At 63.1% G+C, this 13,256-nt stretch carries 13 protein-coding genes; 8 read left to right on the forward strand and 5 right to left on the reverse strand.

Annotation, left to right across the window (positions count from 1 at the left end; all coding sequences use genetic code 11):
• The first annotated feature begins 66 nt into the window (after positions 1–66).
• Both C3F42_RS06745 and C3F42_RS06750 read left to right on the forward strand, forming a co-directional pair.
• Complete coding sequence (locus C3F42_RS06745; RefSeq protein WP_023630970.1) at positions 67–843, forward strand: type II CAAX prenyl endopeptidase Rce1 family protein; 777 nt, start codon at positions 67–69, stop codon at positions 841–843.
• 200 nt (positions 844–1,043) lie between these two features.
• Entirely contained in the window at positions 1,044–2,609 is a 1,566-nt protein-coding gene (locus C3F42_RS06750) for a PAS domain-containing methyl-accepting chemotaxis protein (protein ID WP_023630969.1), read from the forward strand.
• A gap of 113 nt (positions 2,610–2,722) precedes the next feature.
• Here the strand turns inward: C3F42_RS06750 and C3F42_RS06755 are convergent, their stop codons facing one another.
• The 4 genes from C3F42_RS06755 to C3F42_RS06770 all read right to left on the reverse strand — a co-directional run bounded on the left by C3F42_RS06755 (position 2,723) and on the right by C3F42_RS06770 (position 5,556).
• A complete protein-coding gene (locus tag C3F42_RS06755) occupies positions 2,723–3,607 on the reverse strand; it encodes a pseudouridine synthase (protein WP_094010566.1) in 885 nt (294 codons plus the stop codon).
• 50 nt (positions 3,608–3,657) lie between these two features.
• On the reverse strand, positions 3,658–3,966 hold the full coding sequence (locus tag C3F42_RS06760; RefSeq protein ID WP_023630967.1) for a hypothetical protein: 309 nt from the start codon (positions 3,964–3,966) through the stop codon (positions 3,658–3,660).
• A gap of 71 nt (positions 3,967–4,037) precedes the next feature.
• Positions 4,038–4,274 (reverse strand): glutaredoxin family protein, encoded by a 237-nt coding sequence (locus C3F42_RS06765; RefSeq protein WP_023630966.1) that lies wholly within the window; start codon positions 4,272–4,274, stop codon positions 4,038–4,040.
• Between the two features lie 73 nt (positions 4,275–4,347).
• Positions 4,348–5,556, reverse strand: a complete 1,209-nt coding sequence (locus tag C3F42_RS06770) for an ammonium transporter (protein WP_104444216.1) — start codon at positions 5,554–5,556, stop codon at positions 4,348–4,350.
• A gap of 301 nt (positions 5,557–5,857) precedes the next feature.
• Here C3F42_RS06770 and C3F42_RS06775 point away from each other — a divergent pair, with 301 nt between their 5' ends.
• The 6 genes from C3F42_RS06775 (at position 5,858) to C3F42_RS06800 (ending at position 12,816) form a co-directional block, all read left to right on the forward strand.
• Entirely contained in the window at positions 5,858–6,169 is a 312-nt protein-coding gene (locus tag C3F42_RS06775; RefSeq protein ID WP_023631678.1) for a YqjD family protein, read from the forward strand.
• 9 nt (positions 6,170–6,178) lie between these two features.
• Positions 6,179–6,553, forward strand: a complete 375-nt coding sequence (locus tag C3F42_RS06780) for a phage holin family protein (RefSeq protein ID WP_023631677.1) — start codon at positions 6,179–6,181, stop codon at positions 6,551–6,553.
• Positions 6,550–6,873 (forward strand): hypothetical protein, encoded by a 324-nt coding sequence (locus C3F42_RS06785; protein ID WP_038705731.1) that lies wholly within the window; start codon positions 6,550–6,552, stop codon positions 6,871–6,873. The genes C3F42_RS06780 and C3F42_RS06785 overlap by 4 nt, the downstream gene beginning before the upstream one ends.
• A gap of 78 nt (positions 6,874–6,951) precedes the next feature.
• Entirely contained in the window at positions 6,952–8,283 is a 1,332-nt protein-coding gene (locus tag C3F42_RS06790; protein ID WP_031315750.1) for a deoxyguanosinetriphosphate triphosphohydrolase, read from the forward strand.
• A 278-nt stretch (positions 8,284–8,561) separates the two neighbouring features.
• On the forward strand, positions 8,562–9,182 hold the full coding sequence (locus C3F42_RS06795; protein ID WP_031315749.1) for a response regulator transcription factor: 621 nt from the start codon (positions 8,562–8,564) through the stop codon (positions 9,180–9,182).
• A 1-nt stretch (position 9,183) separates the two neighbouring features.
• Positions 9,184–12,816 carry a transporter substrate-binding domain-containing protein gene (locus C3F42_RS06800; protein WP_104444217.1) on the forward strand — a complete coding sequence of 1,211 codons (3,633 nt, stop codon included), beginning with the start codon at positions 9,184–9,186 and terminating at the stop codon, positions 12,814–12,816.
• A 30-nt stretch (positions 12,817–12,846) separates the two neighbouring features.
• Here C3F42_RS06800 and C3F42_RS06805 read toward each other — a convergent pair whose 3' ends face one another.
• Positions 12,847–13,191 (reverse strand): YggL family protein, encoded by a 345-nt coding sequence (locus C3F42_RS06805; RefSeq protein ID WP_094010569.1) that lies wholly within the window; start codon positions 13,189–13,191, stop codon positions 12,847–12,849.
• Positions 13,192–13,256: the final 65 nt, after the last annotated feature.

The following is a 13,256-nucleotide window of genomic DNA, read 5'->3' on the forward strand; positions in this document are numbered from 1 at the left end:
CATGGTGTCCTGAAGCCGCTTGGCTGAGTCCTACCCTCCATGGACCCACCGGCACAAGGAAACCCAATGCCCCGTCTCCACTGGATCGCCCTGCTCCTGCTCGGCCTCGGCTACACCCTCGCACTGACCCACGGCAGTATCGGCCTGATCGCCCTGCCCGCCTTGCTCGCCCTGTTCTGCAGCGGCCTGCTGGCGCGCCGCCAGGTCCGCTGGCAACAGACCCTCGGCCACCTGCTCTTCGTCGTTCTCGCCATCGCCTTGGCGCTGCACTGGCTGCCCGGCTTCCATGGCGCCCGCGTCATCGACAAGGCCGTCCTCAGCGAAGGCGCGGTGCCCTTCTCCATGTACCTGAACCTCGACAAGCCGCTGATCGGCCTATGGCTGCTGCTGGCCTGCCCCTGGCTGGTAATGCTGCGCGCTCGCGGCCTGGCCATGAGCCTGGCGCTGATCCTGCCCCTTACCCTGTTCGCCTGCCTGGGTGGCGCCTGGACCCTGGGCCTGGTGGCCTGGGCACCGAAGTGGCCTGACCAGGCCTGGCTGTGGCTGGCCAACAACCTGCTGCTGGTGAGCCTGACCGAGGAACTGCTGTTCCGTGGCTATATCCAGGGCGGCCTGCAACGTCTGTTCAAGCATGAGGGGTTGGCCCTGCTGCTCGCCGCACTGTTGTTCGGCCTCGCGCACCTGGCTGGCGGCTGGCAGTGGTTCTATCTGGCCACCCTGGCCGGGGTGGGATATGGTCTGGCCTATCGCCATGGAGGGTTGGCTGCGGCAGTCGCGTGCCATGCCTGCGTCAACCTGGCGCACTTCGCCCTGTTCAGCTACCCGATGCTGGCCCCGAGCTGAACAATCGGTCATGATCAGACTTATTCGTCATAATTTATAAAGAAAACTGCAATATTGAAGGCAATGGCTGCGATCAGGATGGTTGCGATAGCTCAACCACACCGATGGCTCCTTGCCGTAGATCAAGGCAGTCAAATATTCATTCAATAAAACCAGAGGCTTGCCGATACCCGTCGAAAGCCTTGCGGATTGAACAGCCAATGCGTAACAACCAGCCGATTACCCAGAGAGAACGGACTTTCCCTGCCCAGCAGCGGTTGATCTCCACCACCAACGCCAAAGGCGTGATCACTTACTGCAACGATGCCTTCATCGAGATCAGCGGGTTTTCCCGCGAAGAACTGATGGGCGCACCGCATAATCTGGTGCGCCACCCCGACGTCCCGGCCGCCGTGTTCGCCCATATGTGGCAGACCCTCAAGCAGGGCCTGCCGTGGATGGGCATCGTCAAGAACCGCTGCAAGTCGGGCGACCACTATTGGGTCAATGCCTACGTCACGCCAATCTTCGACAGCAACCAGGTGGTCGGCTACGAGTCGGTGCGGGTCAAGCCCACGGCCGAGCAGATCCGCCGCGCCGAGGCGCTGTACCAGCGCATCAACCAGGGCAAGTCGGCCATCCCGAAACGGGACAAATGGCTGCCGGTGCTGCAGGACTGGCTGCCGTTCATCCTGGTCAGCCAGATCGGTTTCCTGATCGGCAACTGGCTTGGCCACTCCTGGGGCTTTGCCCTGGCCGCCGGCTTGTCGGTGCCGCTCGGCCTGCTTGGGTTGAGCTGGCAGCAACGGGGCCTCAAGCGCTTGCTGCGCCTGGCCGAGCAGACCACTTCCGACCCCCTGATCGCGCAGATGTATACCGACAGCCGCGGCGTCCAGGCACGCCTGGAAATGGCCATGCTCAGCCAGGACGCACGCATGAAGACCTGCCTGACCCGGCTGCAGGACAGCGCCGAGCAGCTCAGCGACCAGGCCCGCCAGTCCGACACCCTCGCCCACCAGAGCTCCACGGGCCTGGAGCGTCAGCGCGTGGAGACCGAGCAGGTGGCTGCCGCCGTCAACCAGATGGCAGCCACCACCCAGGAAGTGGCCAACCATGTCCAGCGCACCGCAGACGCGACGCAGGAGGCCAATCGCCTGACTAGCCAGGGCCGCAATATCGCCGGCGAAACCCGTGATGCCATCGAGCGGCTGTCGGCTGCCGTGGGCGAAACCGGGCTGACCGTCACTCAACTGGCCAAGGACAGCGACGAGATTGGCGGCGTGGTCGATGTGATCAAGGGCATCGCCGACCAGACCAACCTGCTGGCGCTCAACGCCGCCATCGAAGCGGCGCGTGCCGGTGAGATGGGCCGCGGCTTCGCCGTGGTGGCAGATGAGGTCCGCCAGCTGGCCCAGCGCACCGCTGAATCCACCGGGCAGATCCACACACTGATCGCCAAGCTGCAACAGACTGCCAACAACGCGGTGCAGACCATGGAGACCGGCCATCGCCAGGCCCAGGAAGGTGTCGAGCGGGTCATGCAGGCCGACGAGGCATTGGTGGGCATCAGTGAGGCCGTGGCCAACATCACCGACATGGCGACCCAGATCGCCGCGGCCACCGAAGAGCAGAGCGCGGTGGCCGAGGAGATCAGCCGCAACATCAGCACCATCGCCGACCTCGCCGACCAGACCGCCGGCCAGGCCCAGCGCTCGGCGCTGCTCAGCGAAGAGCTGACCAGCACGGCGGGTACCCAGTACTCGCTGGTGGAGCGCTTCAACCGCTGATGGCAAAAGGCGCCGCTTAAGCGGCGCATCGCCGGCAAGCCGGCTCCCACACTGACCGCGAAGCCCTCAGGCCAAGCGCCATCTCTGTGGTAGCCGACTTGCCGGCGATGTTTTTACCAGTCGAGCTTCAGCCGGCTCTCGAAGTAACGCACCTCACCCGTCAACGGATCCTCGAAACGCAGGCTTTGGGCCAGCAGCTTGAGTGGTCGTGCGTAATCATCCTGCTCGTTGACCAGTTGCGGATAGAACGGATCGTTGCAGATCCCCGCGCCCAGCGCCGCCATATGAACGCGTAACTGGTGGGTCTTGCCGGTGACCGGTGACAGGCCATAGCGCCACAGATCGCCATTTTTCTCCAGCACACAGGCATGGGTTTCGCTGTTGTCGACTCCTTCCACCTCATGCATGCGGAAGAACGGCTCGCCATGCACCAGACGGCTGCGATGCACCAACGGGTAATCATGCTGCGGCATGGCCGCGGCAATGGCCTGGTAATGCTTGTCGATACGCCGCTCGGGGAACAGACGCTGATAGGCGCCACGGCTCTGCGGATTGGCAGAGAACAGCACCAGCCCGGCAGTGTGCCGGTCGATGCGATGCAGCGGCACCAGGTGCGGGTTGTCCAGGCGCCGGATCAGCCGACGCAGCAGGGTCTGCTCGACGTACTCGCCGGTAGGCGTCACAGGCAGGAAATGCGGCTTGTCTGCCACCACCAGGTGCTCATCCACATGCAGGATTTCTTCCTGCACCGGGATCACCTTTTCATTGGGTACTTCACGAAAATAGTGGAGGCGCATCCCCCTACGATAGCGGGTGTCCGCTGCAATGGGCTGGCCCTCGGCATTCAATACCCGCCCTCGGGCGAAGCGATCGAGCCACTGCTCACGCGCGATGCCCTTGAAATGATCGCACAGGCAGTCGAGCACGTTGGCCCAGGGCCCCGGAGGCAGGCATACGGTACTGGCTTGCTGGCGGGCGGGGTCAAAAGGCGTGGTCATCATCAGGCTCGGTCAAGCAGGGGCAGGCATTATCCCCTACCCGGCGTACCTCAACCAGCCTCGCACGCCGGCTCGCAACGCGCCTTTAGCCAGCGCAGCACCTGAACCGCGTCCCAGCGCCCCGGATCGTAGAGGGCGTAGCTCATTCCCTGGTAGCCCACCACATCCAGCGGGCGGTGAAAACCGGCGCGCTGGAACAGCGCCTCGATCTCGGCGAAACAGGTATTGAAATGGACCTTGCCGAACGGTGTGCGCTCGTCGGTGACGATGCCATCGAGGCGCAGTTCCAGCACCGCCTCGCACACACGCTCGGGGGCCATGTGGTTGATGCTGTACTTGAGTTGCTCGACATTGAGCATGGTTTCACCTTGGATACTGTATTTATATACAGCATACGTAGCCAGCCACCGCGCCGTCAATGCGCCGCCGCTCAACCAAGGAAGGCCACCACCTGCTCGGCATCGAACGGCCAGCCCAGCTCGGCGCCGGTGTCACAGCGGCGCAGTACCGGGATGACCAGGCCGTAGCGTTCGAACAGCACCTCGTCCTCGGCGATATCGACCAGCTCGACCAACAAGCCGTGCTCGACGAATGGCATCAGCATGGCTTCGGCCACTTCGCACAGATGGCACCCGAGGGTGCCGAACAATTGGGTTTCAGGCAGCATGCTTCTATCCGCAAAATCGCAGGAAGGGATGCTCATTCTAGGTCCGCCTGCGCCTGCGTGCACCTGACGTGCCTCAATCCTGGCTGGTGGCGCCGATTCGATGCACAGACAAGTCGGCGCCCTGGAACTCCTGCTCATGGCTCAGACGCAGGCCATGCAACGCCTTGATCAACCCGTACACGGCGAAGCCACCGGCCAGGGCGACCAGTACCCCCGCCAGACTGCCCAACAGCTGGCTGACCAGGCTGACACCACCCAGCCCACCCAGGGCCACCTGCCCGAACAAGCCGCAGGCGATGCCACCCCAAACGCCACACAGCCCGTGCAGCGGCCATACCCCCAGCACGTCGTCGATCTTCCAGCGATTCTGCGCGGCAGTGAAGCACCAGACGAACAACCCGCCGGCCACAAGGCCGGTCACCAGCGCCCCCAGAGGATGCATCAGGTCGGAACCTGCGCACACCGCCACCAGGCCGGCCAACGGGCCGTTGTGCAGGAACCCCGGGTCGTTGCGCCCGGCCAGCAAGGCCGACAGGGTGCCACCGACCATGGCCATCAGCGAGTTGATCGCCACCAACCCGCTCACCCCTTGCAGGGTCTGGGCGCTCATGACGTTGAAGCCGAACCAGCCGATGATCAGGATCCACGACCCCAGCGCCAGGAACGGTATGCTGGAGGGCGCGAACGCCACCAGCCGGCCGTCTCGGTAACGGCCGCGGCGCGCGCCCAGCAGCAGCACCGCGGCCAGCGCCAGCCAGCCCCCCATGGCGTGCACCACCACGGAGCCGGCGAAGTCGTGGAAGGGTGCCCCGAAGCGCATATGCAGCCAGGCCTGCAGGCCGAAGTTGCCGTTCCAAACGATGCCTTCGAAAAACGGATAAATGAACGCCACGATCAACGCCGTCGCGCACAGTTGTGGCGCAAAGCGCGCCCGCTCGGCGATACCACCGGAAATGATGGCCGGGATGGCCGCGGCGAAGGTCAGCAGGAAAAAGCATTTGACCAGGGCGTAGCCATGGTCATCGGCGAGAGCCGCGGCAGGCTGCAGAAAGCTCACCCCATAGGCAATCCAGTAGCCGATGAAAAAGTACACCAGCGCGGATATCGCGAAATCGCTGAGGATCTTCGACAGTGCGTTTACCTGATTCTTGTGCCGCACCGTGCCGACCTCGAGAAAGGCGAACCCCGCGTGCATTGCCAGGACCAGGATCGCGCCCATGAGGATGAACAAGGTGTTGGAGCCGTGGACCAGTGAGTCCATCGCGCTATGGGTATTTTCCATGTAGGGCAGACCTGCAAAAAGCACCAGGACAGTTCAAGAACCGGCATCCATGCACCGCATCGGTGCCAGGCCCCTGCCCTGTTTCGGTGAGTTGGCAGCTGCCTGCGTGGTTTTTTCTTGGGTTTGTCGTGGATTGGGTTAAGGTTTAACGGTGTCCGACTCATGGGCGCATGATTTCGGCGCAGCCTAAGGCAGACACGCACCGCTTTTTAGCAAGCGCTGTACCAACACATCCCGCTGAACCTTCCGCGTCATCGATCACTCGAAATAGCCACACACATCCACAGGGAGAGGCCCACTCATGGCCAGCAAATCGGCAAAGACTGCACAAGACATACTGATGGCTGACTTCCAGGCCCTGGTCCGCGACACCGAAAAACTGCTGGCCGACACGGCCAACCTGGCCGGCGACCAGGCCGATGAACTGCGCGAGCAGATCCACGATCGCCTGGTCCAGGCTCGCGAAACCCTGCAACTGACCCAGGACTCGGTGCGCGCCCGTGGCCAGGCGGCCCTGGGCAGCGCCGAGCAGTACGTGCAGGAGAACCCGTGGCAGGCTATCGGCATCGCCGCCGGCGTCGGCCTGCTGATCGGTCTGCTGGCCAAGCGCTGAGGAACCTTCATGGACAACGAAGCCATCGGCACGGGCGCCTCCGGCAGGCGCCTGGGCGCGGCCGTGCTGGGCTTGCTGCACAGCCATATCGAGCTGTTCGGAATCGAGTTGCAGGAGCAGAAGGCCCGTACCTTGAGTCTGCTGTTGTTCGCCGGCCTGGCGCTGGTGTTCGCCCTGCTGCTGCTTACCGCCCTGTCGGGCCTGGTGCTGGTGCTGCTGTGGGACAGCTATCGCCTGGCAGGCATCATCGGCCTGTGCGCCTTCTACGGGATCGCCGCGCTGTACTGCGGCCTGCGCTTGAAAGCTGCGGTGTTCGACGAGTCCTCGCCCTTCAACGCCACCCTCGAGGAGTTGGCCAAGGATCGGGAGCGCCTGCTGCCATGAGCCTGCCAGAACTCCCCAACACTCGTAACCCGCGAGAACTGCGCAAGGCGCTGTTGCGCCTGCGCATGGAAATGCATCGCCAGCAAATCCGTCAAGAATCCGGGCAGTTGCTTGAACCAGTGCGACGCCTGCGTGGCATGGGTGGCTCGTTCGGTGACGGCCTGGGAGTCAAGCATGGCTCGCTGTGGGGCATTGGCGCCGTGGTTGCCTTGGGCTTTCTGACCGGCAAGGGCGTGCGCAGCGGCAACCTGACGCGTCTGGTACGCCTGGGTGCCAGCCTGGCACCCTTGATTCGCCTGATGCTCAGCCGCCGCCGCTGAAGCCCGAGCGCGCCCAGCCCTTGCGCGGGCGCGCCGGACACAGGAAGCTATCCCGACTCTACGATGGGAGACCACGCCTTGGACTGGCAAACCCTGCTGACCCGCGAACGACTGGGCAAGGCCCTCTACAGCCCCGAGGAGCTCGGACGCAGTCCTTTCCACAAGGATCACGACCGCATCATCTTCTCCGGCGCCTTTCGCCGCCTGGGGCGCAAGACCCAGGTGCACCCGGTGTCCAGCAATGACCACATCCACACCCGCCTCACCCATTCCCTGGAAGTCAGTTGCGTCGGCCGCTCGCTCGGCATGCGTGTCGGCGAAACCCTGCGGGGCCAACTGCCAGACTGGTGCGAGCCCAGCGACCTGGGGATGATCGTGCAGTCGGCGTGCCTGGCCCACGACATCGGCAACCCGCCATTCGGTCATTCGGGGGAGGATGCCATTCGTCACTGGTTCCAGCAGGCCGCGGGGCGGGGCTGGCTGGACGACATGAGCGACGAGCAGCGCGGCGACTTTCTCAATTTCGAAGGCAACGCCCAGGGGTTTCGCGTCCTCACACAGCTCGAATACCACCAATTCGACGGCGGCATGCGCCTGACCTATGCGACCCTGGGCGCCTACCTCAAGTACCCTTGGACTGCGCGCCACGCCGACGCACTGGGCTACAAGAAACACAAGTTCGGCTGCTACCAGAGCGAACTGGGGCTGCTCGAGCAGATCGCCGGCAAGCTCGGTCTGCCTCAGCTCGAACACCAACGCTGGGCGCGCCATCCCTTGGTGTACCTGATGGAGGCCGCGGACGACATCTGCTATGCCTTGATCGACCTCGAGGACGGGCTGGAAATGGAGCTGCTGCAGTACGCCGAGGTCGAAGCGCTGCTGCTGGACCTGGTGGGTGACGACCTGCCGGAAACCTATCGCCTGCTGGGCCCGGGCGAGTCACGTCGGCGCAAACTGGCGATCCTGCGCGGCAAGGCCATCGAGCACCTGACCAATGCCGCCGCCCAGGCTTTCGTCGAACAACAGAAAGCTCTGCTTGCCGGGCGACTGGCCGGTGACCTGGTAGAACACATGCACGGCCCCGCGCAACGCTGCGTGCTCCAGGCCAAGGACATGGCACGCAAGAAGATCTTCCAGGACAAGCGCAAGACGCTGCACGAGATCGGCGCCTACACGACCTTGGAGATCCTGCTCAACACGTTCTGTGGCGCGGCTCTGGAGCAGCACGGTGGGCGCACGCCGTCGTTCAAGAGCCGGCGGGTGCTGGACCTGATCGGCAACAATGCCCCCGACCCTCAAGGTTCGCTGCATGACGCGTTCCTGCGCATGATCGACTTCATCGCCGGCATGACCGATAGCTACGCCAGTGAAATGGCCCAGGAAATGACCGGGCGCTCCAGCCCGAAGTAACCTAGACGAGGCGGCAGACGAATGTTTGCCGCCCCACGTTTAATTTGTATGAAATTTCCTAAACCATTTTTTTATAAATAAACTTACCCACCCCCACCCCGGGCGAAAGTTATCAACTCCTGATAAAAGCCCGCCAATATCTACAACTGTCGTAGCAAAGTTTCACGGGCGCTGTAAGTTAATTCCTATATCCCGCATTTGGCACTTACCTCCCTGCCCGCCGCCATGCAACTGAGCTAATGTGCCGGCTGCCTTCACCTGCAGCTGGAATGTTGAATATGCACTCAGTCTTTATTGTTGATGACCATCCCGTTATACGCTTGGCGATACGGATGTTGCTGGAGAACCAGGGATACCGGGTGGTCGGTGAATCGGACAATGGCGTTGACGCCATGCAGCTTATCCGTGAGACCCCACCAGACCTGGTCATACTGGACATCAGCATCCCCAAGCTCGATGGCCTGGAAATGCTGTCGCGCCTGCAGGCCATGGCCATTCCGTTGAAGGTTCTGGTGCTGACGGCGCAATCCCCGGCACTGTTCGCGGTGCGCTGCATGCATTCCGGCGCGGCCGGGTATGTGTGCAAACAGGAAGATCTCAGCGAGTTGCTCAGCGCCATCAAGGCCGTGCTGTCCGGCTACAACTACTTTCCCAGCCAGGCACTCAATCCACCGCCAACAGGCAGCAACCAGGAACTGGAACTGTTCCGCCAGGTCAACGACCGGGAGTTGATGGTCCTGCAACTTTTTGCCCAGGGCCGCAGCAACAAGGAAATTGCCAAGGGCATGTTCCTCAGCAACAAGACCGTCAGCACCTACAAAAAACGCCTCATGCACAAATTGCGCGCCAGCACATTGGTAGAGTTGATCGATGTCGCCAAGCGCAACGCACTGGTTTGAAATGATGACGTGGAGGTACATCGCTATCTTGTTGCTCTGCCTGGGCACACCGCTGCAGGGTGGCGGCGTGACCGTCGACCTGGGCCGCACCTACACCTTGCTCAGCCGCTCGGCGCCGACCTCGGTCCGGCCGCCCTTGACAGCGGCCCAGCGCGACTGGCTCGCACAGCGCAAGGAGCTGGTGCTGGGCACCTCGGCGCCTGATTATCCACCCTTTGATATCGCCACGGGTGGACGCGAATACCAAGGGCTGACCGCCGACTACGCCGGCTTGATCGGCAGCGCCCTTGGCCTGCCTGTACGCGTGCAGCGTTTCCCCAGCCGCCCGGCGGCCGTGGCGGCGCTAAAGAGCGGCCATATCGATCTGCTGGGCAGCGCCAACGGTTACGAAGCCGTTACCCAGGGCTTGGCGCTGTCGCGCCCCTATGCCATTGACCAACCCGTGCTGGTGACCCGCGAGGACGAGAGCCGTGCGCTAGACACCGGCCTGGCGGGCATGCGTCTGAGCATGCTGTATCACTACCTGCCGCCAGGGGAAATCCACGCCAATTACCCCAAGGCCGAGCTCCTGACCTTCGAGTCATCCACCCAGGCCCTGAACGCCGTGGCCTTCGAACAGGCCGACGTGTTCATTGGCGACACCATCTCGACTCACTACCTGATCAGCCAGGGCCACCTGCCGCATGTGCGCATGGCCAACTTCGGCAAGCACGAAGCCGTAGGCTTCAGCTTTGCCATGCGCGAGGGCGAGCCTGTCCTCAAGGCCCTGGTGGATGCCGCGCTTGACGCGCAGTCCAGCATTACCCGCAACGATATCTTCAAACGCTGGAGCGCCAGCAGCGGCAGTTTGCTGACCGACCGCAAGCTGCAGTTGTCGACACGCGAAGAGCTGTGGCTGAGCCAACACCCGATCATGCGCGTGGTGGTCAACGACACCGCAGCGCCATTGACGTTCTTCGACAGCAATGATCGCCTGCGCGGGATAGTCGCCGACCTGCTCGAGCTCATTCGCCTACGCACCGGGCTTCGCTTCGAGATCCGCCGCGCCAGTGGCGACGGCGACATGATCGACCAGCTCGAATCCGGGCGTGCCGATATCATTGCCAGCTTGTCCACCGAGGCACGCCGGGGCAACCCTTTGCAGGTCAGCCGCCCCTATCTGGAGAGCGCCTATGTGCTGGTGACCCCTAGCGGCGCCGACCAACCCAACAGCCTCAAGCAGCTCAAAGGCAAGCGGGTCGCCGTTCCCCGCGACAGCACCGTGGCCGCCCTGCTTGCCGCTCGCCACCCGCGGATCCACCAGGTTGCCACCGAAAGCACCTATTATTCCATGGTGCTGCTGGGCAGCGGCGCGGTGGACGCGGCAATCGCCACCCTGATCGACGCCAACCACATGCTCGCCACCAGCAATAACCTGGTCATCCGCAGCACGGTCGGCACGGAACCCGCTGCCTTTTCCATGGCCACCGCCCCCGACGCCAGCGAGCTGGGCTCGATCCTCGACAAGGCGTTGCTGAGCATCTCGCCGGAGGAACTGGGGGTGATCAACAGCCGCTGGCGCGACCACGGCCTGCGTGACGACGCTTACTGGCGCAGCTACCTCCGGGTGATCCTGCAGGTGGGCGGGGTGATCGCCGTACTCCTGGTCCTGGCGCTGATATGGAATGCCCGGCTGCGCCGTCAAATCAAGCAGCGTCAACGGGCCGAACGGGCGTTGAACGACCAGCTGGAATTCATGGGCGCCCTGCTCAACGGCACCCCCCACCCCATGTATGTGCGTGATCGCGAGGGCCGCCTGCAAAGCTGTAACGACAGTTATCTGCAAGCGGTCGGCGCCAGCCGCGAACAGGTGCTGGGCAAACGCCTGGAAGACGCCCCCTATGGCGATTGTGACTATACCCAGCAGGTGCAGGACGACTACCAGCGGGTAATGGCACAGGGAACCCCGTTGATTCTCGATCGCCCATTGCACCTGAAAGACCGCGACCTGACGATCTATCACTGGATCCTGCCCTACCGCGACTCGCTGGGCGAAATGCAAGGAATCATCGGCGGTTGGATCGACATCAGCGAGCGCCGTAACCTGGTCCAGGACCTGCGCCTGGCCAAGCAGCAGGCCGATGACGCCAACCGGGCCAAGAGCACGTTCCTGGCCACCATCAGCCATGAGATCCGTACGCCGATGAATGCCCTCATCGGCATGCTGGAGCTGGCCCTCAAGCGCGCCGAGCAGGGTAAGCTGGATCGCCCCGCGCTAGAAGTCGCGCACCATTCGGCCAACGATCTGCTGGGTTTGATCGGCGACATCCTGGATATTGCCCGGATCGAATCCGGGCAGATGTCCCTGGCGCCCGAACCCGTCGACCTCGCGGCACTGGTCGAATCGGTCGGGCGGGTGTTCGACGGCCTGGCCAGACACAAGGGGCTGGTGCTGGATGTGGTGATTGCCCGCGAGGCCCGTTGCCATGCGCTGCTCGACCCGCTGCGCTTCAAGCAGGTCCTGTCGAACCTGGTCAGCAATGCGATCAAGTTCACCGAGCAGGGGCAGGTACGCATCACCGTCAAGCTGCGCACCGACGGCGAACCGACGTTGCCGGTGCTTGACCTGGAGGTCCGCGACAGCGGTATCGGAATTCATGAGAAGGACCTGCAGCGCCTGTTTTCCCCCTTCGTGCAGGCCAACCCCTACAGCGACGGCGCCAGGGCCGGCACGGGGCTGGGGCTGGTGATCAGCCGTGACTTGTGCGCGATGATGGGGGGCGAACTGACCCTGCAAAGCCTGCAAGGTGTCGGCACCCGCGTGCGCCTGGTGATGCCATTGCAGTGTGTCGAGCCGGTCGCGGACCTGCCGCGCCCCATGGCGCAAATCCTGCCACCGGACGAGCAACTGAACATTCTGGTAATCGACGACCACCCGGCAAACCTGCTGCTGATGGCCCAGCAGTTGAACTACCTGGGCCTGAAGCAGGAAAGCGCCGAAGAGGGCGGCGAAGGGCTGCGCAAATGGCGTGAAGGCTGTTTCGATGTGCTGATCGTGGACTGCAACATGCCACAGATGAATGGCTACGAACTGGCCCGGACCGTACGCACGGAGGAGCGCCTGCATGACCGACCGCGCTGCACCATTCTCGGTTATACCGCCAACGCCCAGCCCGAGGTACGCCAGCAGTGCCTCGACGCCGGCATGGATGATTGCCTGCTCAAACCCATCGGCCTGCAGGTGCTGGGGCAACGCTTGAGGGCCATCACGCCGCTTGCCCGGCAGTGCGTCCACCGCCATGGACCGGCCACAGGCTTTAACCTCAAAGGCCTTTCGACCATCGTCGGCGACAACCTCGCCGACCGCGACCGCATCCTGGAAACCCTGCTGCTGAGCCTGCGTCAGGACCTGAAGATCCTGATGGCCATAGATCCTCAGCACAACGGCAACGAGCTGGCCCTGCAGGCACACAAGATCCTCAGCGCGGGACGGATGCTGAATGCGCGGGCGCTGATCGAGGCTTGCCAAGCGCTGGAGGTAACGGACGTACCCCTGGCCGAACTGCGAAGGCGTCGTCAGGTGTTGGCGCGGCATATGCGCCGCGTGGAGAACGCCCTGGCCAGGCAGCTACAGCACCTGGCCAAGGTGGGATGAGTGCGGTACAGGACGTACCGCCGACATCAATCAGGAAGCCGGGTTGATCGGCTTTTCCGGATACCAGGCATCCAGCAGCGGGCTGACTTCAATATTGGTCAGCTCGCTACGGCCCTTGAGCCAGGCTTCGACAGCGGCGCGCTGCTCTTCGCTGACCGAGCCACGCTTGACGGAGCAGACCAGGCCGAAGTCATCACCGCCAACATAGTCCAGGCCGTTGGCATCCATGGCATCAGCCAGGAAAGCATCGAGGAAGGCATCGATGGCTTCATCGGACAGGTCTTCCTTGAAGCCCAGGTTCAGTTCGAAACCCAGCTCCTGGAATTCATCCACGCACAGTTTCTTGCGCAGGCGACGGGAACGGTTGGTAGCCATGAAACAATCCTCTCAATTAATTACGCGCGGCACTTTAACAGTTTCCGGCGCACAACGGCGCTTTT

Origin of the sequence: Pseudomonas sp. PONIH3 (assembly GCF_002934345.1) — a bacterium.
Taxonomy (GTDB): domain Bacteria; phylum Pseudomonadota; class Gammaproteobacteria; order Pseudomonadales; family Pseudomonadaceae; genus Aquipseudomonas; species Aquipseudomonas soli.

Coding starts and splice junctions, on each gene's coding strand:
- C3F42_RS06770 (WP_104444216.1), bottom strand. CDS start 5,556: ATGGAAAATACCCATAGCGCGATGGACTCACTGGTCCACGGCTCCAAC.
- C3F42_RS06760 (WP_023630967.1), bottom strand. CDS start 3,966: ATGCTCAATGTCGAGCAACTCAAGTACAGCATCAACCACATGGCCCCC.
- C3F42_RS06755 (WP_094010566.1), bottom strand. CDS start 3,607: ATGACCACGCCTTTTGACCCCGCCCGCCAGCAAGCCAGTACCGTATGC.
- C3F42_RS06805 (WP_094010569.1), bottom strand. CDS start 13,191: ATGGCTACCAACCGTTCCCGTCGCCTGCGCAAGAAACTGTGCGTGGAT.
- C3F42_RS06780 (WP_023631677.1), top strand. CDS start 6,179: ATGGACAACGAAGCCATCGGCACGGGCGCCTCCGGCAGGCGCCTGGGC.
- C3F42_RS06795 (WP_031315749.1), top strand. CDS start 8,562: ATGCACTCAGTCTTTATTGTTGATGACCATCCCGTTATACGCTTGGCG.
- C3F42_RS06775 (WP_023631678.1), top strand. CDS start 5,858: ATGGCCAGCAAATCGGCAAAGACTGCACAAGACATACTGATGGCTGAC.
- C3F42_RS06765 (WP_023630966.1), bottom strand. CDS start 4,274: ATGCTGCCTGAAACCCAATTGTTCGGCACCCTCGGGTGCCATCTGTGC.
- C3F42_RS06745 (WP_023630970.1), top strand. CDS start 67: ATGCCCCGTCTCCACTGGATCGCCCTGCTCCTGCTCGGCCTCGGCTAC.
- C3F42_RS06785 (WP_038705731.1), top strand. CDS start 6,550: ATGAGCCTGCCAGAACTCCCCAACACTCGTAACCCGCGAGAACTGCGC.
- C3F42_RS06750 (WP_023630969.1), top strand. CDS start 1,044: ATGCGTAACAACCAGCCGATTACCCAGAGAGAACGGACTTTCCCTGCC.
- C3F42_RS06800 (WP_104444217.1), top strand. CDS start 9,184: ATGATGACGTGGAGGTACATCGCTATCTTGTTGCTCTGCCTGGGCACA.